Raw genomic sequence first — 22,851 nt, forward strand, 5'->3', positions numbered from 1 at the left:
CTGTGGCTCGCGCCTTTCCCCTGGAACGCGTCAGAAATATCGGGATTGCCGCCCATATTGACGCCGGCAAAACCACCTGTACGGAACGCATCCTTTTTTATTCCGGTGTCGTTCACAAGATGGGCGAGGTGCATGACGGCGCCGCCGTCACCGACTGGATGGCTCAGGAGCGGGAGCGCGGAATCACGATTACAGCGGCTGCGATCTCGACAACCTGGAACGATCACCGCATCAATATCATTGACACCCCAGGTCACGTTGACTTCACCATTGAAGTGGAGCGCTCGATGCGAGTGCTCGATGGTGTAATCGCCGTGTTTTGTGCGGTAGGTGGCGTGCAACCTCAATCAGAAACCGTCTGGCGGCAAGCCGATCGCTATTCCGTTCCACGGATGGTTTTTGTCAACAAAATGGACCGCACCGGGGCCGACTTCCTCAAGGTTCACGGACAGATCAAGAATCGCCTCAAAGCCAACGCCATCCCAATCCAGCTACCTATTGGTGCAGAGGGAGATCTCAGCGGCATTATCGACCTCGTTAAAAACAAAGCCTTTATTTATAAGGACGATCTCGGCAAGGACATCGAAGAGACAGAGATCCCAGACCATATGAAAGAGCTTGCAGCTGAATGGCGATCCAAGCTGATGGAATGTGTTGCTGAAACCGACGAAGAACTGATTGAAGTTTTTCTAGAGACAGAAGAACTAAGCGAAGCCCAACTTGCATCAGGCATTCGCGAAGGGGTTCTCAATCACGGCCTAGTACCTTTGCTGTGTGGATCTGCCTTCAAGAACAAGGGCGTTCAACTGCTATTGGATGCAGTAGTGGACTACCTACCCGCTCCTGTTGATGTACCCCCGATTCAAGGTTTACTTCCCAATGGCAAGGAGGCAGTAAGGCCATCCGATGACAACGCACCATTTAGTGCTTTGGCCTTCAAGGTGATGTCGGACCCCTACGGCAAGCTCACCTTCGTGCGTATGTATTCAGGGGTGCTCGAGAAAGGCAGTTATGTGCTGAACTCCACGAAGAACGAGAAAGAACGAATTTCCCGACTGATCATTCTCAAGGCCGATGACCGTGAAGAGGTCGATGCACTACGCGCTGGAGATCTCGGTGCTGTTCTAGGCCTGAAGAACACCACGACAGGCGACACCCTTTGCACGACTGACGATCCAATTGTTCTAGAAACCCTCTACATCCCCGAGCCAGTGATATCGGTGGCTGTTGAGCCCAAAACCAAGGGTGATATGGAAAAACTTTCCAAAGCCCTGCTTTCATTAGCGGAAGAGGATCCCACCTTCCGCGTCAGCACAGACCCTGAGACCAGTCAAACCGTGATTGCTGGTATGGGCGAACTCCACCTTGAAATTCTCGTGGATCGCATGCTGCGAGAATTCAAGGTGGAGGCCAACATCGGCGCTCCTCAGGTCTCCTACAGGGAAACCATTCGTGCCAGCTCTAAAGGCGAGGGCAAGTTTGCCCGTCAAACAGGTGGTAAAGGCCAATACGGCCACGTGGTAATCGAAATGGAGCCAGGCGAACCTGGTTCTGGCTTTGAATTCGTCAACAAGATTGTCGGCGGCATCGTTCCCAAGGAATACATCAAGCCTGCCGAATCAGGCATGCGTGAAACATGCGAATCCGGCGTTATCGCTGGCTATCCGCTCATCGATGTGAAAGTCACCATGGTTGACGGGTCTTACCACGATGTGGACTCATCCGAGATGGCTTTCAAAATCGCCGGATCGATGGCTTTCAAAGACGGCGTCAAGAAGTGCAATCCTGTGCTGCTTGAACCGATGATGAAGGTTGAGGTCGAGATCCCCGAGGATTTCCTCGGTGCGATCATCGGCGATCTGTCCTCCCGGCGAGGCCAGGTTGAAGGCCAGTCCATTGACGATGGACTCTCTAAAGTGCAGTCCAAAGTGCCTCTAGCCGAAATGTTCGGTTACGCCACCCAGCTCCGATCTATGACTCAGGGTCGGGGTATCTTCTCGATGGAGTTCAGCCATTACGAGGAAGTTCCTCGCAACGTTGCTGAAGCCATCATCTCCAAGAATCAGGGCAATTCCTGATCTCTATAACACCCACTTTCCACCCCCCGATTCTTTTACACAATGGCTCGCGAGAAGTTTGAGAGGAACAAGCCTCACGTCAACATTGGCACCATCGGCCATGTCGACCACGGCAAAACAACCCTGACCGCAGCCATCACAAGTGTGCTTGCGAAAAAGGGTCAAGCCAAGGTGCAAGATTACGCCGAGATCGACGGCGCGCCTGAAGAGCGTGAGCGCGGTATCACGATCAACACCGCTCACGTGGAATACGAAACCGATGGGCGTCACTATGCACACGTGGACTGCCCCGGCCACGCGGATTATGTCAAGAACATGATTACCGGTGCGGCCCAGATGGACGGCGCAATCCTTGTTTGCGCAGCAACCGATGGTCCCATGGCTCAAACCAAGGAGCACATCCTTCTTGCCAAGCAGGTGGGCGTGCCTGCACTGGTTGTCGCTCTCAACAAATGCGACATGGTCGACGACGAGGAAATTATCGAGCTCGTTGAAATGGAGATCCGTGAACTCCTGAGCAGCTACGACTTCCCTGGTGATGACATCCCCATAGTCCAAGTCTCTGGTCTCAAAGCCATTGAAGGTGAAGCTGAATGGGAAGCAAAGATCGATGAGTTAATGGAGGCAGTTGATGCATCCATTCCAGAGCCCGAGCGAGAAATCGAAAAACCTTTCCTAATGGCCGTAGAGGACGTTTTCTCAATCACTGGTCGTGGCACGGTGGCCACCGGACGAATCGAACGCGGCAAGGTCAAAAAAGGCGAAGAAATTGAAATTGTCGGCATTAGAGACAGCCGCAAAACCACCGTGACCGGTGTGGAAATGTTCCGTAAAGATCTTGACGAAGGCTTGGCTGGAGACAATTGCGGGCTCCTACTTCGCGGCATCGAGAAGGAAGACATCGAGCGCGGCATGGTCCTCGTCAAGCCAGGATCAATTACACCTCACACTAAATTCGAGGGTCAGGTTTACGTCCTCAAAAAAGAAGAAGGTGGACGCCACACCCCCTTCTTCGCCGGATACCGTCCACAGTTCTACATCCGAACCACTGACGTGACGGGCCAAATTACCGCCTTCACAGCCGAAGACGGCTCCAATGTGGAGATGGTGATGCCAGGCGACAACATCAAAATGACTGGTGAATTGATCTGCCCTGTGGCCATCGAACAGGGCATGCGCTTCGCCATTCGCGAAGGAGGCCGCACCATCGGTGCGGGAGTTGTCTCGAAGATCATCGAATGATCAAGAGGGGGATGATTGGGCCTTTGCCTGGTCATCCCTTAAATTCAAAGCTTCAGCCTGCATGAACGATCAACGTTCAATGCATCCCCAAAGAACCTCGACAATCCATCCCTAACCCCAATACAGGGAAAATCTCCTAAACCTTTCATGTCCACGGCTATCGCTCAGCAGAAGATCCGCATCCGCCTTAAGGCTTTTGACCGTCGCATGTTGGATCTTTCCTGCGACAAAATCATTGAAACAGCCGACAACACTGCCGCGACGGCAATCGGCCCAATCCCTCTTCCCACCAAAAGGAAGATTTACTGCGTGCTTTGCTCCCCCCATGTGGACAAAGACTCAAGGGAACACTTCGAAACTCGGACCCATCGGCGCATCATCGATATCTACAACCCGTCAGCAAAGACCATCGATGCCCTGATGAAACTCGACCTCCCAAGTGGTGTTGACATTGAAGTGAAACTCTGAAGGTCTTCCAAGATGTGTGCAGGCTACCTAGGCTTTTAATCTCTCTAGGACATTATCTGTGACCGACCTGTCCGTCAGGGAGTTGCCTCTCTTCCCTCTGCCGGATGTCGTCTTATTCCCCCAAGAAGTGCTTCCACTGCACATTTTTGAGTCTCGTTACCGAATGATGCTCCAGAGTGTGCTTGAAAGTGATCGGCGTTTTGGAGTGCTGCGCTGGGATCCTCAAACAAAAACAATGGCGAATGTGGGATGTTGCGCAGAGATCCTGCAACACCAAACATCCAAAGACGGACGCAGCAATATCGTCACCCTTGGACAGCAGCGCTTCCGAGTGCTCGATGTGATTAGAGACGCCCCTTTCCGCACTGCCATGGTGAGCTGGATCGAGGATGACCAAATGGATAACCACAGCCAGCTAGAGGAGCTATCCATCAGCGTTTCAAAAGCCCTACACGATGTGGTGATGCTTACAGGCAAGCTCACAGATTCAGACATCACCATGCCCGATGACCTGCCTGATCTTCCAAGGGAACTCTCTTTCTGGATCGGCGCCCATCTCGGGGGACCTGTTGCTAAAGAGCAACAGGCACTACTGGAGCTCACAAGTACCAGCCATCGCCTGCAGCGTGAATACGAGATGCTTGACCACACCCGCCGTCAGCTTGCGGCAAGGACTGCACTCAAAGAAAGCCTCACCAACGTCGATCAAGCCAACAATTAATGGACCTTTGGGTGTGGATATTGATCCTGGCAGGGACAACCCTGACTTCTGCTGTAGTGATCTGGACCCAACGGGATCGGCGATACAAATCAAGCGCCAGTGTTGCCTCTGCTTACGATGCCTGGACCAATGACCAGCTGCTCGAGCGGCTCTGGGGTGAACACGTCCACCTCGGCTATTACGGCAAACCTCCTAGCACCAGAGATTTCCGAGCCGCAAAGCAAGACTTCGTACATGAGCTCGTTCAATGGAGTGGACTCGCCCAACTCCCTCGAGGCTCCCGAGTACTTGACGTGGGCTGCGGTATTGGTGGTAGCGCAAGAATCCTGGCCCGGGATTACAACTTTGACGTGCTTGGCATCACCATCAGTCCAGCCCAGGTGAAACGAGCGTCTCAACTCACTCCTGAGGGGATGACCTGCCAATTCGAGGTGATGGATGCCCTCGATTTAAAACTGGCCAACGGTAGCTTCGACGCTGTTTGGAGTGTGGAAGCAGGCCCCCACATGCCAGACAAGCAGCGCTATGCAGATGAACTGCTGCGTGTGCTGAGGCCAAAAGGTGTACTTGCGGTGGCCGATTGGAACCGCCGTGATTACGAGGATGGGGAGATGACCAGCCTTGAGCGATGGGTGATGCGTCAGCTACTCGACCAGTGGGCCCATCCGGAATTCGCCAGCATTAAAGGATTCCGCCGCAATTTGCTTCATAGCCCTTTTGCTTGCGGCACTGTCGAATCTGACGACTGGACAAGATCCATCCTGCCCTCCTGGAATGATTCGATTTTGGAGGGGTTTCGTCGTCCTGGAGCCGTGCTCGGGTTGGGTCCAGCCGCCGTGGTCAAGGGATTCAGAGAAATACCAACGATTTTGTTGATGCGCTGGGCTTTTGCCCACGGTCTGATGCAATTCGGTGTCTTCCGCAGCCGCGACTGATCTCAATCGAGCTCCAAGTCGCTGCTGAGATAAGAGCCGAAATGCACAAGATGTTCACACAAAGGCTGCAAGGCCTCGATGAGTTGCTCAGATGCACCAATACCCCCATCCCTCAATTCCACATCCACAAAGAACACGTATTCACCTAGTTCTCGCTTCGAGGGACGCGACTCAATACGACTCATATTGAACCCCAGTCGAGCCACACAAGTGAGTGCTTCGAGCAGGCTGCCCGGGGCGTTGGCATGCAGAGAGAATGCGAAGCTAGCCACATCCCCACGTTGCAGCGGTGTTCCCTGCCGTAACAACAAGAATCTGGTGCGATTGCCCGCGACATCGTTGATAGGAAAAGCCAGTTCTTTAAGGCCTCTTCCCTGGCCCGTAGACCGAGAAGCGATCGCTGCCCGAAATCGACTATCTATAACCATGCTGGCCGCCTCGGCCGTAGAACTTGTAGGCAACTGCAGGGCATCAGGAAGATGATCAGCCAACCAGCCACTGCACTGAGCCAGAGCTTGGGGATGAGACAGGACTTCAGAGATGTCTTTGAGTCCGCCACTGCTCAGTAGAGCATGACGAATCGGCAAAACCACTGCCCTAAGGATGCATAACTGCGGATGAGACCAAAGCGCATCCAAGCTGGCAGTGACACCGCCCTCCACGGAATTCTCCACCGGAACCACCGCCATTTCAGAGCGTTTAGTGGCCACATGCTCAACGACGGAACGCAGACCTATACATGGCACCAGCTCAAAATTTGCTAATCCCTCAAGCTCCGCCAGAGCTTGGGCCGCTTGCTGACCATAGGTTCCCTCCGGTCCGAGGAAGGCCACGCGTATTGGCATCAGAAGCGCATCGCAAGTGAGGTCGATAGGATCATGACGCGTCAACCGCAAGCCATGCCTCTGGCTTTCCAAGCCTGCCAGAACCTCAATTTGCCGGTAAGGCAAAACACTGAGCGACTGCCTGCTTACCTGCTCGAGCAGGATAGAGTTCTGGCTGCTCTGCTGGAATGGGAAAAACTTACCCCACTAGGTGAGGGTCGCTTCAGCTACGCAGTGACCAGCCTGAACGTGTTTCAGCTGCAGATCAACCCAGTTGTCTCACTCAAAGTAGACATCTGTGACGGCAAACTCAGCATCCGCGCAACCGATAGCGAACTTAAAGGTCTAGATCTAGTGGATGACTTCGACCTCGGCCTGGAGGCCATCATGGAAGCCACCCCAAAGGGTCTTGAAGGAGAAGCTCTGCTATCTGTCAGCGTTACCCCACCAGCACTGCTGAAGCTGATCCCCAAAGGGGTGTTAAAAAGCACCGGTCAATCAATTCTCAGCGGCATCCTGCTTGGCATCAAAACCCGTGTTGGCCAACAACTTGTCAAGGATTTCAGCCAATGGTGCCAAGAGACACCCATACGCTCAAGTGAGACTGCCATTAACAGCAAACAGCTTGGTGAGGAATGAGCGACGATGAAGCGCTGTAGGGCCTAAATCCAACAAGGCACGCCGGTGGATCGCCGTTCCATAGCCAACATGTCGCTCCAAACCGTAGCCATAGAAGCGACTAGCCAACCGCTTGATCAGCCCATCACGAGCCTGCTTGGCCAACACACTGGCTGCAGCGATGGCCGCACATTTGCTATCACCGCGCACCACGGTACGTTGTGGCCCCATCCAGAGGCGCAATGGCAACACGCCATCAACCAAGACAAGCTCCAACGGTGTAGGTAGCCGCTGCAATGCCCTCAGCATGGCAAGTTCCGTCGCTGAGCGAATGCCTAGAGCATCAATTTCGCGAGCCGAGGCCTGTCCAAGAGCCCAAGCCGTCGCGGCATCCTCAATCAGCGGCACTAGGCGAGCCCTGCGGCGAACAGTCAGTGCTTTGCTATCTGTTAACCCCTCAGCTAACAATTCGACTGCCGCAACTTCAGTCAGAACAACCGCTCCTGCAAACACAGGACCAAACCAGCAGCCCCGACCCACCTCATCAACTCCGGCGATGGATTCCGCCGAAGGGTCCATATCAGCCTGCAGCTGAGGAGCGACGGCGGCGGCGGCGCGGATCCTCGGGTTCACTCTCCTGCGGCTCGGAAATTGAAGAAACGGTTTCTACAGAAGCGCTACTCGATGAATGATCAACCTCAAGAGGAGTGATTTGAACACTTAGAGGCTCATTCTTTGCGACAACCTTGGATTGCTGGACAACGACCTCTGTGCCATTGGATGAAGGGGTTTCGACACTGGCTTCGGGAGCGCCACGGCCGGCCCCTCGACCACCACCTCGTCCCCGACGCCGACGCCGATTGGAACTCGCTGAAAGCTGCTCACGGGCCTCCTCAAGGACAGACTCAGCATCTTCCCCAGGCCGAACCACGCGAACCAGAAGGTTGTCATTCTCTGGAGGTGGCTCAATCAAAAGCAAAGGGTTTAATCCAAGCCAAGCAAACACCTCCTCCTGCCCTGAATCCATTGGAACAGCAACCAATTCAGGTTCCTGGCGACGAATAACACCCTCAGACGAGGCCGAAGGCTCTTGTCTCTCAGGTTCAACAGTCGTGGTTGACTCAACTCCATTCGCCACATCAGAAGGAGGCGTATGTGCAGCCAGCTCAACCGCACCGGTACGAATGCGCCCACCACGCCTACGGCGACCATTCCCGCCATCCGCTGGCACCTGCGCTTCAGCTCGAGCAGCGGCGGCTGATCTCACCAATCCAGTCGCCATAGCAAGTGGCTGTAGCAGATCTTTGCCAGGTAGTACCGCCACATGGCCAAGGCCACCACAGGCAGGACAAGCCCTGCCAAACAACTCATAGATGTTCTGCCCCTGACGCTTACGAGTGAGTTCCACCAGCCCCAATTCAGTCAACTGGGCAATCTGAGGACGAGCAGCGTCATCGCGAACTGCTGCTGTGAAATGCTCCAGCAACTGCAACTGATCACGGCGCGACTCCATGTCGATGAAGTCGATGATGATCACACCGCCAATATTGCGAAGCTTCAGCTGGCGGGCAATCTCAATAGCTGCCTCACAATTGGTCCAGAGCACCGTCTGACGAGCATTGGCCGAACGAGTGAACGAGCCTGAATTGACATCAATAACAGTGAGTGCCTCCGTCGGCTCAATGATCACGTAGCCACCGGATGGCAGATCTACCCTGGGCTTGAGAGCATCGCGGATGGCCGCATTAACTCGGTAATGCTCAAGAAGTTCGGTGGATTCGTTATGGGCCTCAACTAATACATTTGGTCCTTCCTGGCCAAGGAAACTGCTCACACGCTCAATGGCAGCGGCATCATTCACCACTACTCTCACAAGATCTGGACCGACGTGATCTCTTAAAACGCGATGAATGAAATCTTCATCGCGATTGAGAAGTACCGGTGGCAGAGCATTGTCTGCCGCCTGCTGGATAGCTTCCCATTGCCTGAGTAAAACCTCCAGATCATCGATCAGCAGATCTTCACTAATGCCATCGGCCTCGGTGCGAATCAACAGGCCAGCACCCGGCGGCTTCACTAGTACGCCAAGTGCTCGCAAGCGATTGCGTTCCCCTTCGGAATTAATCCGGCGAGAGATGTTCACCCCCTGGCCATGGGGCTGCAGCACCAAGTAGCGACCAGGCAGCGCCAGGTTGCCAGTAAGCCTTGGCCCCTTAGACCCTGTTGGCTCCTTCATCACCTGAACCAACACCTGCTGACGGGGCTCCAGCAGCTCGGTGATCCCTGCCGCACCCTTCTTCAAACGCAGAGGGCCCAGATCAGTGACATGGATAAAACCATTTTTCTCACTTTCCCCAATATTCACAAAAGCGGCATCAATTCCCGGAAGAACGTTCTCGACCGTGCCGAGGTAGACATCTCCGATCTGGTATCGACCCTGAGCGACGATCAACTCATCGACTCGCTCATCTGAGAGCAAGGCTGCGATGCGCAGCTGCTCAGAGATGACAATTTGCTGGGGCATAGAAAATAAATAGGGAGCCCTGCTGGACTCAGAACCGATCAATGGCCTGCCGGCTCAATGCATCGGGTGGAAAACGAATTAACAGCCAAAGGCCGTTGAAGAAGCAGACGGAGTCCAAAACTCCTATGGGTTATGTGTCTCACTGCTCCCGAACAGAGGGAACGGAATGAACGAGCAGCAAATAGCCTCGCTTTGCTCAGAATTGGAGTGAAGAAGGCCGGGACGGACCAGTGGCAAAAATTGCCCCTGCATTCGCGTCATATTTTCATTCTAACACTGCAGCAACTTGAGTTCCTGCCTTTGCACACCGCTCATGCACAAGGGCTCACCAATCTGCTCTGCAAGCCAATGCTGCACCTGAACAGGTTTAAGGCTACGGCCCATCGAATCAATACTTGCCTCCAGACGCAGTTGAACGGCGTCTAAGCAAAGAGACTCACCTCCCTCTTCGCATCTGTTGCACAGTTGAAGTTCACGCAATGCTGGCCGGCAGTCTCGTTGACGCGGCCGTCCCTTCTTATCAATGTCATGCCACAGCAGTTCATGAGCTTCCTTCAAGGACTCGACAGCCACTTGCCACTGATGCCACGTCGATGGCTTCTCAGACTCAATGGCCAAATCAAAGCGCCATGAGGCTGCAACCAGCAACTGAGAGAGGCTGCTACCGCCTACAGGCACAGATTCCGCACTAAGCAAAGAGAGTCCCTTCGGTAAGGTGACCTGAAGCTGCTGACGCATGGTCTCGGCCTCCACTGGCTCCACAAACTCGAGATCCATCCATTCCCCAAAGGCCTCTACCCCCAAAGGCAAAGCCAGAGCTATTTGCAAACGCGGCAGGGAATGAAACCCACCGCTGTAACTCACTGGCAAACCACTGCGCCGCAGTGCTCTTTCAAGCAGACGCATGACATCCAGATGACTAAGAAGGGCCATCGAACCAGTTTTTGCAAATCGCAGACGGATGCGACAGGCTCGCTTCGTTAAAAGAGTTTTCTGAAGCTGCCGATCTGGCACAGGCGGCGGTGGCACCACCTCGTTGTGACCCATTTCAGAACCACAGACGCCACAACTACTACAGCCTTCGAAAGAACAGTCAGGCACCACCGTTGCCGTTAAAGCACGCTGCAGATCCTCTGCCAGCCAGCTCTTATCAATGCCCGTATCAATGTGATCCCACGGCAGAGACTGAGCGCAGAAGCTGCTCAGATCATCGCGATTGAGGGCTGAGGTCGCTCCCCAGCTCCCTAACTCCAGATCCCTATATCGGCCCTCCAGCCCTGCAGCTGCAATAGCCCAGACCCAGGCCTGATAAGTGCGATCAAGGGCCTCGAACCAAGCATCCATGCCTCCCCCCGCCCGCCAGGCTGCCTCGATCACCGACGAGAGACGACGATCACCGCGACCGACAAAGTCCTCCATGGCGGAGAGGCGCACATCAGTGAAATTGACCTTTACGCCTCTGAGCGCCCGAAATGCCTGTTGCAGCTTTTGCTGACGTCGTTGCAGTTCTTGCGTAGATACGCTGTGCCACTGAAAAGGCGTATGTGGCTTTGGAGTGAAGTTACTAACCGTGATCTTCAGGTTCAACCGCCCAAGATCCCTGCACTGCTCCTGCAACATCTGACAGGTATCGGCAATGCCAAGCACATCCTCATCCGTTTCGCTCGGCAATCCGATCATGAAGTAGAGCTTGACCTTGCGAAAGCCGTTCTGCATCGCCGTGCGGATCCCCTGCAGCAGGTCGGCGTTCGTAAGACCTTTATTCACAACGTTCCGCAAGCGCTGACTGCCAGCCTCCGGCGCGAAGGTGAGAGCGGCCTGACGAGCACCGCCAACGATGTGAGCGATATCATCATCAAAGCGATCGACCCGTTGGCTGGGCAGCTGAAGGGTCACATTCTGATCAGCCAAACGATTTCTCAACTCCACACCAACCGCTGGCAGAGCCAAGTAATCGCTGCAACTGAGCGACAACAACGAAAAATCGCTATATCCCGTTCGCTTCATACCATTGTGCACTGCTTCAATCACCGCCTCCGGATCAACATCCCGAGCTGGACGTGTGAGCATGCCGGGCTGGCAAAAGCGACAACCACGAGTACAACCGCGACGAATCTCCACCTTGAGTCGATCATGCACCGTTTCGATATGTGGAACCAAACCCATGGCGTAGTGAGGCATCGGCTTGGCCACCCGTCGCAGAATCTTGGCCGGCGCAGCAGGCTCCAAAGGAACGATGGAGGTGCCATCAGGGCCTTGACCGTAAAGCGACGGCACGTAAACGCCAGGCACCTGAGCTAAGTCCTGCAAAAGGCTTGAGCGACTCAGTCCATTGGCCTTAGCGTCAGCCACTACCAAACCAATCTCAGGCAGCAGCTCTTCACCATCGCCAAGGGCTACAAAATCAAAAAAAGCGGCATAGGGCTCAGGGTTACTGGTAGCCGTTGGTCCGCCAGCAAAGATCAATGGTGGTGCTGCTAGATCATTCAGGGGCTGATCACCACGATCGCTTGCCAACAAAGGAATCTCTGCCAGATCAAGCATCTCAAGGATGTTTGTGGCTCCAAGCTCATAACAGAGACTGAAGCCAAGGATGTCGAAGGCCTGGAGAGGACGGCGACTCTCCACCGCGAACAGAGGCTGCCGAAGAGCCCGCAAGCGCTGGGCCAGGTCCTGAGCGGGAAGATAGGCCCTGTCACAAAGCTGACCTGGAACTGCGTTGAGAATCGAATAAAGAATGATGTGGCCCTGATTGCTCGCGCCCACCTCGTAGATCTCCGGGTAGGAGAGAGCCCAGCGCACCCGAGAGGCCTGCCAATCACGAGGCTCCACCCCCAACTCATGGCCCATGTAACGGGCAGGGCGATTGATCCCGGCATTGACCAGGCTGTCGAAATCCACCGGCTCCAGACGGGGTGAGGCGACGGTCATGGCCAACAGGGCACTAATCCCATCGTATGGACAACACTGGCCACCCCCCCGACACAGCGCAAGGCCCCGTGACGTAGCAAGATGCCTGCCAAGACAGCCAGCTCATCAGTGGTTCAGGTCAACAGCAACTACCTCAAACTCAAGGCGGGATATCTATTCCCCGAAATCGCCAGGCGGATCAAAAGCTTCAGTGAAGCCAACCCGAATGCTGCGCCCATCCGCCTCGGCATCGGCGATGTAACCGAACCTCTGCCACTGGCATGCAGAAACGCGATGAAGGTAGCCATCGACGAGATGGGGACCAACACTGGCTTCCATGGCTATGGCCCTGAGCAGGGCTACGACTGGCTGCGCGAAGCGATCGCCAAGCATGATTTCCAGACCAAAGGCTGTCAGATCAATGCCGAAGAGATCTTTGTCTCCGACGGATCGAAGTGCGACAGCAGCAACATCCTCGACATCCTTGGGAGCAGCAATCGCATCGCCGTTACAGATCCGGTTTATCCGGTCTATGTCGACAGCAACGTGATGGCGGGTCGCACCGGCGACGCCAATCAAAGCGGCCGCTACGCAGGCCTGAGCTACCTGCCAATCAACGCCGAAAATGGGTTTGCAGCCAAGATTCCCTCCGAACCAGTCGATCTGATCTATCTGTGTTTCCCCAACAACCCCACCGGAGCGGTAGCCACAAGATCCCAGCTCCAGGAGTGGGTGAACTATGCCCGCACCAACAGTGCCTTGATTTTGTTTGACGCTGCCTATGAGGCGTTCATCCAGAACCCCGACCTGCCGCATTCGATCTATGAGATCGAGGGCGCTCGCGAGTGTGCCATCGAATTCCGATCGTTCTCCAAGAATGCTGGATTCACCGGCACCCGTTGCGCCTTCACGGTGGTACCGAAAGGCTTGAAGGGCAAAAGCGACGATGGATCAGATGTGGAACTCTGGAATCTATGGAACAGGCGCCAAAGCACCAAGTTCAACGGAGTCAGCTACATCATTCAGCGTGGCGCCGAAGCGGTTTACTCCGCCCAAGGCCAGGGGGAGATCAATGCGCTAGTGAGCTTCTACATGAGAAACGCCGCCATCATCCGCAGGGAACTTACGGCCGCCGGGATCGAAGTGCATGGTGGTGAGCATGCGCCCTATGTGTGGCTGAAGACACCGGACGACATGGATTCCTGGGGCTTCTTCGATCATCTGCTCCAAAACGCCCACGTGGTAGGCACCCCAGGCAGCGGTTTCGGTGCTGCAGGCGAAGGCTACTTCCGTCTCTCCGCCTTCAACAGTCGCGTCAATGTAGACGAAGCCATGCGTCGGATCCGTGCCCTCTGAAACCACAGAATCAATCCCCCGCCATTGAAGCTGGGATTGCTCACCATCTGCACCATGGGTGAGAGGCCCACGTACATTGGAGCCGTCCCGATCGTCCTGGCCATGGCGGTGAATGCCCCCAGCCCCACTCCCGGTGGTGCCGCCGTCCTCGAGAAGCAAACCGAGCGGATCCGCAAGCAATCGCCTCATTACAAGGTGCTTCTTCACAACGATCCGGTGAACTCCATGGAATACGTGGTGGTCACCCTCCAGCAGGTCGTACCCCAGCTAAGCGAGCAGGACGCCATGGCCGTGATGCTGGAAGCCCATAACACCGGCGTTGGGCTGGTGATCGTCTGCGACCTCGAACCAGCCGAGTTCTACTGCGAAACACTGAAAGCCAAGGGGCTGACCAGCACACTGGAACAGGAAAGCTGAATAGGTCTGGCCTACATCCGCTCTGGTCAGCATGGTTAAACCAACGTTGGCGCTGGTTGCCGACAGTGACCCTGATCCCCCTGCTCTACGGGTTGGGCTGGCTGATCATGCAACCAACTGTCCTTTTCCTGCCAGGGCTGCCGCTCCAATGGCGCGGCCTGCTGGGAACCCTCTGCAGTGCACTGCTGTTTCTAGTGCTACTGCCTGGCTGGGTTAGGGCCCGCTGGATCAGCCAACATCCATGGCGCAGCTTGGGCATCACTGGTGCAGACGTTGGCAACACCCTTGTGAAACCCCTGCTCCTCGGATTAGCCGGGGCAGGGGCCCTGCTGCTGCTCATCAGCGTGATCACGATCAGCGGCCATTGGGGCTACTGGCTAGGGGACCTCAACGCCGAGAAACAGCTCAATGCCATTCTGCTCTGCCTCGTCGTGGGCTTGCTGGAAGAGCTGCTATTCCGCGGATGGCTCTGGGGAGAGCTCAAGCTACTGATCGGAGCACGGCTGGCACTGCCCATTCAAGCCCTAATTTTCAGCCTGGTGCACACACGCTTCAACATTGGAATCTGGCCAATGCTCGGCCTGCTGAGCGGGCTGTTCCTACTGGGCCTGGTGCTGGCCATTCGCAGGCGCCTCGACCATGGCTCCCTCTGGGGATGTGTAGGACTACACGGAGGTTTGGTGGGTGGCTGGTTTGCCCTCCAATCCGGCCTCATCCAATTTTCCCCTCAGTCGCCGCTTTGGCTCACCGGGCCAGCTGACAACCCCCTCGGTGGAGTGGTCGGCATCCTGGCGATGGCTTCCTTACTCGTCTATCAGCTCACGGCATTAGCCAAGGCCGCCCGCCCCATCACTGGAGCCCGTAGAGCCTCCTCCAAAGGCGCCACCCCGTAATCCCGCTCAAGCAACGCCATCACGGTACGTCCGAAATTGCCAGGCTCAGTTTCAAAAGCCTCGAGACAGATTCTTCCGAAAATACTTCCCATCGGTTCAGGGTTCCAGAGCAGCTTCCTAGCCGTCCAGGGCATCATGCTCATGGGGTTGTAGCCGGGCTGAATCAAAGCCTGTTCAAAGCCGTACTGCTCCAAATGGGTGTGAGGTTGGAGGCCAATGAAGAAGATGGCAGGCTCCACCTTGTCGGGCCCGAAAATCCGTTCCAGCTCGCGGTGATAGGCGATGGATTGACGAATCGTTTCCGGTCTTTCGTCAATCACGTTGAAGGAGTAGTTCACCGACACGTGTTGACGGAAGCCAGCGCGGACTAACAGCCGACAGTTCTCAAGCACAGTTCGCAGGTTGTACCCCATGCGCATCTTGCGCACGAGCTCCTGAGACCCTGAGGTAATGCCAATCTCGAAGTAACTCATGCCGGTTGCAACCATCAACTCCGCAAGCTCGGCATCAAGGTTGTCGGCACGGATGTAGGCGGCCCAACGAATTCCATTGAGCCCTTCGGCCTGGATCGCCGTCAGAAGATTTTTGGCATCCTCAATGTATCGGCGGGCGGGGATGAACTGTGCATCAGTGAACCAAAAGCCACGTACGCCACGGTCATAAAGCTGGCGCATCTCCGCCACCACCTCTTTGACAGGATTGAGCCGTACCTGTTTCCCCTCCACAACGGTGTAAACGCAATAGCAACAATTGTGGGGACAGCCCCGCTTGGTCTGTACACCGACGTAGAAGTCACCACCCTCTAGGTACCAATTCAACTGAGGCCATATCGATGAGATGTAGTCGTAATCGCAGGCGGTTTTAGGACGACTTTCAGGCTGCTCATGAATCAGACCAGCTCGTACTGGCTCACCCACCACAAAACAGCGTTGATCACTCAGTGAAACGCCGCGCAGCAAATTCTCCAACAGGAGCTCCCCTTCCCCCACCGACACGATGGTGCCCTTCGGCAAAGAGCGACCAAGTTGCTCATAGAACACACTCACTGCACCACCACCCAAAACAGCCCGGGCATGGCTGACATAGCGACGAGCAGCTCGCAGCCCATGTCGCAAAAGTCGCTGATTGCGCCAGAGCTCTCCGTAATGGCTTTTCATCAACAACAATCCACCGAAGGCGCCCCGGAGGCGTCGCAAAGGATTGCTTGCATAAAACACCTCAAAAGAGTGCTGCAGTGGATTGCCAGTGCGGCCATCTACCGGTGCATAGATCTGGATATCTCTCCAAGAAAAAACCAGCAGGGTGGGGCGAAACTGATCAATCGTGGCCAACAACACCCGTTCAACATCCAGCACAGGCAAAGCAGCCAAATCCAAAATCCGTTGAGGAAGATCCGGGAAACACTTGTGCAGGTGATCGGCCAGGTAAATCGGCCCAATTGGAAAGATGGGATTGCAGGGCAACCTCACCAGCAGCACACGCTCCTCGACCTGCGAGGAAAATCCTCTAGAAACCTCAAAGGATGAAGCGGAACCCATTGGTCAAGAGCGCAGGATCTCAGCGATTGCTCAAGCTGAAAGCGACGCTAACAATGACTGCGCTTCTCCCAAGCGCTAATCAGTCAAGCCGTTGTCTCTGAAACTCCCGGCATCAATTGAAGATGAGCAAAGCAAGCTCCCCGCTGCGCAGCGACTAATTACTCTCTAATAAGAATGAGTTCTTGATGGGCAGCAGCTTTGGGGATCTATTCCGAATCAGCACCTTCGGTGAATCTCATGGAGGGGGCGTAGGAGTCATCGTGGAAGGCTGCCCACCAAGGCTTGAGCTTGACCTACAGAAGATTCAGGCCGAGCTAGATCGACGCAAACCTGGCCAAAGCAAGATCAGTACACCCCGCAAGGAAGAAGATCAAGTCGAAATCCTCAGCGGTCTGCTCAACAACACAACCCTTGGGACACCAATCGCCATGGTGGTGCGCAACAAGGATCACAAGCCTGGCGACTACAAGGAGATGAATGTTGCATTTCGGCCTTCCCATGCCGATGCCACCTATCAGGCGAAGTACGGCATCCAAGCTCGAAGCGGTGGAGGGCGAGCCTCCGCAAGAGAGACGATTGCGCGGGTAGCCGCTGGAGCGATTGCCAAGCAATTACTGACCAAAGCCCATAACACCGAAGTACTGGCATGGGTCAAACGCATTCACACCCTGGAAGCCGAAATCAATGCCCAAGACGTCAGCATTGATGACGTCGAAGCAAACATCGTGCGTTGCCCGAACCAAGTCATGGCAGCGCAAATGGTGGAGCGTATTGAAGCCATCAGCCGTGAAGGCGACTCATGCGGTGGTGTGATCGAGTGTGTTGTCCGCAATGCCCCAATGGGTCTGGGGATGCCTGTGTTCGACAAGCTTGAGGCAGACCTCGCCAAGGCCGTGATGTCACTACCTGCCAGCAAGGGCTTTGAGATCGGCTCGGGTTTTGGCGGCACCCTGCTAAAAGGCAGCGAGCACAACGACGCTTTCCTCCCCAGCAATGATGGTCGCCTACGAACAGCCACCAACAACTCTGGCGGCATCCAGGGAGGGATCACTAACGGTGAATCGATCGTGATCCGAGTGGCGTTCAAGCCAACAGCCACCATCCGTAAAGATCAACAAACAATTGACGCTGATGGCAACACCACGACACTGTCTGCCAAAGGTCGTCATGATCCCTGCGTGCTACCTAGGGCCGTACCGATAGTTGAAGCCATGGTGTCCCTTGTACTCGCTGATCACCTCTTACGCCAACAAGGACAGTGCAGTCTCTGGTAAAGCAAATCTGCGCCTACCTAAACCAAGCAATGATTCCCCCTTCACAAGGTCCTACGACTTAATCATCATCGACAAATAGTTAAAGCATGCGCTGCCAATGGCGCTCCTCCCTCGTGATGCTGCTGATTCACGAGCCATGGAGCCATGATCGCCACAGCAGAATTGCCTTAATCACCAGCGGGATCGCCACTGCCAAACCACTGGCTCGACAATTAAAAAGGCCTCTTAGTACGACTGGCAAAACCGTTGGTTTTTACCCATTCGCCCGAGGCCTTATAAGACGAAACGGAGGCACTGGATCAGCCAGTCACCTCCAAGCATCAAGTGCTCATTTGAGCGCCAATGGAACGCTACCGTTGGCGCCAACCGCCGAGCTAACGACAGAGGTTCCGAGACGACCCGCGGCCTTCGCCATGCGTTTTGCTACCGACGTGGAGGCAACAAGACTTTTGCTCCCACTAGCTTTGCGTGCACGGCGAGCTGGTCGCGACGTGCCAACTGATGCGCTGGAAGACTTCTTCGCGGAGGCCTTGACAGCAGGGGTTTTCTTCGCGGGGGCTTTGGCGGCAGAGGCTTTCTTTGCAGGAGCTTTAGCAGCAGAGGCCTTCCTTGCGGGGGCTTTAGCAGCAGAGGCTTTCTTTGCAGGGGCTTTAGCAGCAGAGGCTTTCTTTGCAGGGGCTTTAGCAGCAGAGGCTTTCTTTGCAGGGGCTTTAGCAGCAGAGGCCTTCCTTGCGGGGGCTTTAGCAGCAGAGGCTTTCTTTGCAGGGGCTTTAGCAGCAGAGGCTTTCTTTGCAGGAGTCTTACTCGTTGATTTACCTGGACCACGACTGCGATGAGTCAGCACCATGGCCCACTCATCAGCAGTGAGATTTGAAGGCTTGCTGCCATGGGTATTGGCGAGCTTGGCAGCCTTTTCGATGTCCTTGATCAAATTGGTCCAGGAAGTCGCAAAGCGCTTGTCCGACTGAGACTTGGCACCGCTTTCAACCAAAGTTTCCACGACTCCAGCTGCGCTGACCTTCTTACGGCGACGGTTAAAAATCTCCTTCTGGAGCTGTGCGATCAGAGCATCGGCTTTAACGCTGAGCTTGATGGTTAGCTGAGACATTCAAGAATAAATAGCTATCTTATATGTAGCATCTCAATCGAATGTCAACAAATAGTCGAAGTTAGCCTGTCGTTGCCGGAGGCTTCAAACAAGTCTGCAATGCAGGATCAAGCTGCCCCTGTTGAAACAAATCACGCCCAAGAGCAACAGCGTCATACCCCGCATTAAGCCAGGGGACGAAGTCTTGAACCGTAAGCCCACCAGCGGCAATAACAAAGGGCAAAGAGTCCATCGGTCCAGCCAACTGACGCCAGTAGTCAAGCCCCAAAACTGATGCAGGGAACAACTTAACGAGCCGGCATCCAGAACGGTAAGCCTGCTGGATTTCAGTGGGAGTGAAAACCCCAGGGACAAGGACCTGATGCATTTCCCGCGCCTTCTGATGAAGGTCGGCATCCCAATATGCAGTCATGGCATAAGCAAGGCCTAGCTCTGCCACAGACTGCAAGGCTTCTGGACAGCTAATAGATGCTGCTCCCAGGCAGAGCCCTGCAAAGCAGTCCTGCACCTCCCTCATCAAAGACATCCAACCAGGATGAGGAGACCAGGCCAGCTCCACATGCCGAACTCCGAGAAGATGCAGCTGCTCGAAAACCGCAAACAAAGAAGCTCTAGAGCTAGATCCCTCAAGATGGTCGTACTCGCTACGCAATACCACAACCAAAGGCTGGGCTCGTAGTGAGGCTATCAAGACCTCTTGCCTATCAAGCCAGAGGCAATCACAGGAGCGCTCAGATGTATTCGGCAACCCTGACATCGCGTCGGATCAGCAAGTCCTGCAAATCCTGAGCATCAACAGTTTCCTTCTCGACAAGCAAATCAGCCAACTCATCAAGAACTGAACGATTTTCGATCAGTACTTTAGTGGCACGCTTGTAAGCCACATCAACCAGATCAGAGACCTCTGCATCGATAAGCGCTGCAGTGTCTTCAGAGAAATCACGTTCAGAGGCGATGTCACGACCAAGAAACATCCCTCCCTGAGACCGCCCCAAAGCGACCGGACCAAGCTTGTCGCTCATCCCGAACCTCGTCACCATCTGCCTGGCGACCTGAGCGACCTGTTGAAGGTCATTTGATGCCCCAGTGGTCACTTCGTCTTCGCCGTAGACGATTTCTTCTGCAACTCGACCACCCAGAGCAACAGCCATCTGATTCTGCAAATAAGACCTGGAATAGAGACCCGACTCCATCCGCTCCTCACTCGGGGTGAAGAATGTGAGACCACCAGCCTGACCACGAGGAATGATGGAAATCTTCTGCACTGAGTCGTAATCAGGCATAAGCGCTCCTACCAGGGCATGACCAGACTCGTGATAAGCAACCAGTTGCTTACGCCGTTCACTCATGACACGATCCTTCTTCTCAGGACCAGCCATGACCCGCTCAATGGCGTCGCTAATCTCGTCATTGCTCACTTCTGTGAGCTCCCGACGAGCTGCGAGGATTGCTGCTTCATTGAGCAAGTTGGCAAGATCAGCCCCTGTGAAGCCTGGTGTGCGCCGCGCCACTTTGTCGAGATCAACATCCTGGGATAGGGTCTTATCGCGGGCATGCACATTGAGGATCTGCAGGCGACCGGTGTAATCAGGGCGCTCCACCACAACCTGTCGGTCAAAGCGACCAGGGCGCATCAACGCCGAATCGAGCACATCAGGCCGATTGGTGGCCGCCACGATGATGATGCCGGTATTGCCCTCGAAACCATCCATTTCAGTAAGCAGCTGGTTAAGAGTCTGCTCACGCTCATCGTTGCCACCGCCAAGGCCAGCGCCCCGCTGCCGACCCACCGCATCAATTTCATCAATGAAAACAATGCAAGGAGCGTTCTTCTTGGCCTGCTCAAATAGGTCACGGACTCGACTGGCACCAACCCCAACAAACATCTCGACGAACTCCGAGCCTGAAATCGAGAAGAACGGCACCGCCGCTTCACCAGCCACTGCTTTGGCAAGCAGTGTTTTGCCAGTTCCGGGAGGGCCTACAAGCAGAACACCTTTGGGGATTTTTGCGCCAACAGCAGTAAATCGATCAGGGTTTTTGAGAAAGTCAACGACTTCGTTAAGTTCAAGCTTTGCCCCTTCGATCCCAGCAACATCACTAAAGGTGACCTGAGTGGAAGGCTCCATCTGAACTCTGGCCTTGCTCTTGCCAAAATTCATGGCAGGGTTGCCCCCGCCGCCCCCACTCTGAGAACGTCGGAAGAGAAAGAAAAGTCCACCCAATAACAACAAGGGGAAAATCAAACTTCCGGCGGCCTGTTGCCAAGCACCTGCCTGACGGGTTGGTTGAACAGCAATATCAACGTTGTGATCCGTTAACAACTTCAAAAGGTCCTTGTCAGGGGCAAGGTTGACATCCGCGCGTCGACCATCGCTTTCAACAACCTGAGCGGTGGCCTGGTCGGGGGAGATCAGCACACGACTCACTTGGTTGTCCTGAACTGCTTCAACAAATTCGCTGTAGCGGAGAGTCTCCCGCTCAGTCGTGCCAGGTTTGCCGAGGAAGGCCGTGCCGACCACGACCACCACGACCACCAGAAGAACGTAAAGGCCTACGTTGCGCCAGCGTTTATCCAAGATTCTCCTGCCTGTAATGAAAGAATGTTATTCGGGCTCAGGGAATCACGTGGCTCTCAGCACCTCAACCACGCTACGGAAGGCAAACCACTCAGGGATCTCCTCGCCACTTCTCAACATCTTGCGAAACTGCGTACCGCTCAGCTTCTTGACATGTAATCCTCGAGCCTCGGCATGCTCGGCAGTGACGTAGCCCTCCTCTTCAGTGAAAACAAGATTCAACGAGGGGACCGTTTCCATTGCCAGCTCTACTGCACATTCCTGTGCAAAGTTCTGCGCGTCGTAAGGACCATAGAAGTCATCGCCGCTAAGGGAGGACTTACATCCGGCCATGTCACGACCGATAATGAAATGGGTACAGCCATAATTGCGGCGAATAATCATGTGTTGCAGGGCTTCGCGCGGACCTGCCATATGCATGGCATAGGGAAGATAGGCCCAACGAATGCGGGGATTATCTACCTCAGCAGCCAACCGCTCATAGGTCTGAAAACGTACACCGCCAGGGATATCATCCTGCTGAGTTGGTCCACAGGTGGGATGAACTAGCACAACAGCGTTCTCGCTCACATTGCTGGCATGCAAGGCTCGCGTAAACAACTCGTAGTGAGCACGATGAATGGGATTGCGACACTGAAAGGCAACAACGTCCTCCCCGGCAGGAAGTTCCGCCCGAACCTGTGCAGGGCTCTTGCAAGGGAAAATGCGCTTGGGCAACTCCAAACCCTGCAAAGTGCCCCCGAGATAAAAGCGCTTGCGTTCAGTGGCAATCATGCGCACAGCAGGATGTTCTAGAGAGGTGGTGCCATAGCAACCTTTGGCTTCCACAACCTTGTCGGGCTCCCATTTGTCCTCGACTTGAAGAACTGCCAAATCCTGACCCTTGTAACTCAGCAACACCCGATCACCGATCGCTACATCCTCTCGATCGGTATCCATCACGATTGGCAAGCCGAAAAGATAGCCGGAAAGAGTGCGATGGCCTGCAACAACAGCGTCGTAATCACCCTGGTGCATAAAGCCCCGCTCAGGCGAAAAGCCTCCACCGACAAGCAACTCCAGATCGCAAGCATTGCGATCTGAACACTCCAACACATGGTTGGCACTTGCCTTGACAGCTTCCTGCTGATCAGGAGCAACCATCAAATCCACCAGTTTCCCCCCATAGGGGGCGATCACGCCTGGAGACTGGGCAGATGCAGAGGGACTGGCAATCATGACAAGCCTGGGGATGCCGGGAGATTCTCCCAGACGACTGGTTTTGATCAGCTAAGACCAGACGCAACCAAAGCATGGTCAAAAAAAAGGGGCCCATAGGCCCCCTTGAAAAATCTTCAGTTAATTGGGATTAGGAACGATGAGAAGT

20 protein-coding genes are annotated in these 22,851 nt (G+C 54.8%); 12 read left to right on the forward strand and 8 right to left on the reverse strand.

The window, feature by feature from the left end:
* The first annotated feature begins 2 nt into the window (after positions 1-2).
* The 5 genes from fusA (at position 3) to SIB41_RS08840 (ending at position 5,444) form a co-directional block, all read left to right on the forward strand.
* Entirely contained in the window at positions 3-2,078 is a 2,076-nt protein-coding gene (gene fusA / locus SIB41_RS08820) for an elongation factor G (RefSeq protein WP_063405080.1), read from the forward strand.
* Positions 2,079-2,120: 42 nt separating this feature from the next.
* Entirely contained in the window at positions 2,121-3,320 is a 1,200-nt protein-coding gene (gene tuf, locus SIB41_RS08825; protein WP_011131149.1) for an elongation factor Tu, read from the forward strand.
* A gap of 147 nt (positions 3,321-3,467) precedes the next feature.
* Positions 3,468-3,788, forward strand: coding sequence for a 30S ribosomal protein S10 (gene rpsJ / locus SIB41_RS08830; RefSeq protein WP_011131150.1), 321 nt, complete (start codon positions 3,468-3,470; stop codon positions 3,786-3,788).
* A 58-nt stretch (positions 3,789-3,846) separates the two neighbouring features.
* Positions 3,847-4,509 (forward strand): LON peptidase substrate-binding domain-containing protein, encoded by a 663-nt coding sequence (locus tag SIB41_RS08835; RefSeq protein ID WP_413358258.1) that lies wholly within the window; start codon positions 3,847-3,849, stop codon positions 4,507-4,509.
* Positions 4,509-5,444: a methyltransferase domain-containing protein gene (locus tag SIB41_RS08840; RefSeq protein ID WP_413358260.1), complete on the forward strand. Its 936-nt coding sequence runs from the start codon at positions 4,509-4,511 to the stop codon at positions 5,442-5,444. The genes SIB41_RS08835 and SIB41_RS08840 overlap by 1 nt, the downstream gene beginning before the upstream one ends.
* A gap of 2 nt (positions 5,445-5,446) precedes the next feature.
* On the opposite strand, the gene pheA is transcribed toward SIB41_RS08840, so the two are convergent.
* Positions 5,447-6,289 carry a prephenate dehydratase gene (gene pheA / locus SIB41_RS08845; protein ID WP_413361483.1) on the reverse strand — a complete coding sequence of 281 codons (843 nt, stop codon included), beginning with the start codon at positions 6,287-6,289 and terminating at the stop codon, positions 5,447-5,449.
* Positions 6,290-6,322: 33 nt separating this feature from the next.
* On the opposite strand from pheA, the gene SIB41_RS08850 reads away from it, so the two are divergent.
* The gene (locus SIB41_RS08850; protein ID WP_413358262.1) at positions 6,323-6,907 is read left to right on the forward strand and encodes a DUF1997 domain-containing protein; all 585 of its coding nucleotides are present in this window, start codon (positions 6,323-6,325) and stop codon (positions 6,905-6,907) included.
* Here the strand turns inward: SIB41_RS08850 and SIB41_RS08855 are convergent.
* The 3 genes from SIB41_RS08855 to SIB41_RS08865 form a co-directional block, all read right to left on the reverse strand.
* A complete protein-coding gene (locus SIB41_RS08855) occupies positions 6,863-7,465 on the reverse strand; it encodes a ribonuclease HII (RefSeq protein ID WP_063400842.1) in 603 nt (200 codons plus the stop codon). The two genes, SIB41_RS08850 and SIB41_RS08855, sit on opposite strands and share 45 nt — an antisense overlap.
* Position 7,466: 1 nt before the next feature.
* Positions 7,467-9,410 (reverse strand): Rne/Rng family ribonuclease, encoded by a 1,944-nt coding sequence (locus SIB41_RS08860; protein ID WP_413358264.1) that lies wholly within the window; start codon positions 9,408-9,410, stop codon positions 7,467-7,469.
* Positions 9,411-9,680: 270 nt separating this feature from the next.
* Positions 9,681-12,341, reverse strand: a complete 2,661-nt coding sequence (locus tag SIB41_RS08865; RefSeq protein WP_413358266.1) for a TIGR03960 family B12-binding radical SAM protein — start codon at positions 12,339-12,341, stop codon at positions 9,681-9,683.
* A 108-nt stretch (positions 12,342-12,449) separates the two neighbouring features.
* Here SIB41_RS08865 and SIB41_RS08870 point away from each other — a divergent pair, with 108 nt between their 5' ends.
* The 3 genes from SIB41_RS08870 to SIB41_RS08880 all read left to right on the forward strand — a co-directional run bounded on the left by SIB41_RS08870 (position 12,450) and on the right by SIB41_RS08880 (position 14,986).
* The gene (locus tag SIB41_RS08870) at positions 12,450-13,676 is read left to right on the forward strand and encodes an LL-diaminopimelate aminotransferase (RefSeq protein ID WP_413358268.1); all 1,227 of its coding nucleotides are present in this window, start codon (positions 12,450-12,452) and stop codon (positions 13,674-13,676) included.
* A 102-nt stretch (positions 13,677-13,778) separates the two neighbouring features.
* Complete coding sequence (gene clpS / locus SIB41_RS08875) at positions 13,779-14,093, forward strand: ATP-dependent Clp protease adapter ClpS (RefSeq protein ID WP_041385209.1); 315 nt, start codon at positions 13,779-13,781, stop codon at positions 14,091-14,093.
* Between the two features lie 107 nt (positions 14,094-14,200).
* Entirely contained in the window at positions 14,201-14,986 is a 786-nt protein-coding gene (locus SIB41_RS08880) for a type II CAAX prenyl endopeptidase Rce1 family protein (protein WP_052646241.1), read from the forward strand.
* Here SIB41_RS08880 and SIB41_RS08885 read toward each other — a convergent pair.
* Entirely contained in the window at positions 14,908-16,524 is a 1,617-nt protein-coding gene (locus tag SIB41_RS08885) for a photosystem II high light acclimation radical SAM protein (RefSeq protein WP_413358270.1), read from the reverse strand. The genes SIB41_RS08880 and SIB41_RS08885 overlap by 79 nt on opposite strands.
* A 185-nt stretch (positions 16,525-16,709) precedes the next feature.
* Here SIB41_RS08885 and aroC point away from each other — a divergent pair, with 185 nt between their 5' ends.
* The 3 genes from aroC to SIB41_RS08900 all read left to right on the forward strand — a co-directional run bounded on the left by aroC (position 16,710) and on the right by SIB41_RS08900 (position 18,897).
* Complete coding sequence (gene aroC, locus SIB41_RS08890; RefSeq protein WP_011131162.1) at positions 16,710-17,798, forward strand: chorismate synthase; 1,089 nt, start codon at positions 16,710-16,712, stop codon at positions 17,796-17,798.
* 86 nt (positions 17,799-17,884) lie between these two features.
* Positions 17,885-18,634, forward strand: coding sequence for a hypothetical protein (locus SIB41_RS08895; RefSeq protein ID WP_413358272.1), 750 nt, complete (start codon positions 17,885-17,887; stop codon positions 18,632-18,634).
* Between the two features lie 50 nt (positions 18,635-18,684).
* Complete coding sequence (locus SIB41_RS08900) at positions 18,685-18,897, forward strand: hypothetical protein (RefSeq protein WP_413358274.1); 213 nt, start codon at positions 18,685-18,687, stop codon at positions 18,895-18,897.
* A gap of 70 nt (positions 18,898-18,967) precedes the next feature.
* Here the strand turns inward: SIB41_RS08900 and SIB41_RS08905 are convergent, their stop codons facing one another.
* Genes SIB41_RS08905 through sat form a run of 3 tightly spaced genes read right to left on the reverse strand, consistent with a single transcriptional unit; the run spans position 18,968 to position 22,703 of the window.
* Complete coding sequence (locus SIB41_RS08905; RefSeq protein ID WP_413358276.1) at positions 18,968-19,663, reverse strand: bifunctional 4-hydroxy-2-oxoglutarate aldolase/2-dehydro-3-deoxy-phosphogluconate aldolase; 696 nt, start codon at positions 19,661-19,663, stop codon at positions 18,968-18,970.
* A complete protein-coding gene (gene ftsH3 / locus SIB41_RS08910) occupies positions 19,638-21,485 on the reverse strand; it encodes an ATP-dependent zinc metalloprotease FtsH3 (RefSeq protein ID WP_413358278.1) in 1,848 nt (615 codons plus the stop codon). The genes SIB41_RS08905 and ftsH3 overlap by 26 nt, the downstream gene beginning before the upstream one ends.
* Before the next feature lie 45 nt (positions 21,486-21,530).
* Positions 21,531-22,703 carry a sulfate adenylyltransferase gene (gene sat, locus SIB41_RS08915; protein ID WP_413358280.1) on the reverse strand — a complete coding sequence of 391 codons (1,173 nt, stop codon included), beginning with the start codon at positions 22,701-22,703 and terminating at the stop codon, positions 21,531-21,533.
* Positions 22,704-22,851 lie beyond the last annotated feature (148 nt).

The sequence above is a fragment of the Prochlorococcus sp. MIT 1201 genome, assembly GCF_047303415.1.
In the GTDB taxonomy this organism is placed as follows: Bacteria; Cyanobacteriota; Cyanobacteriia; order PCC-6307; family Cyanobiaceae; genus Prochlorococcus; species Prochlorococcus marinus_D.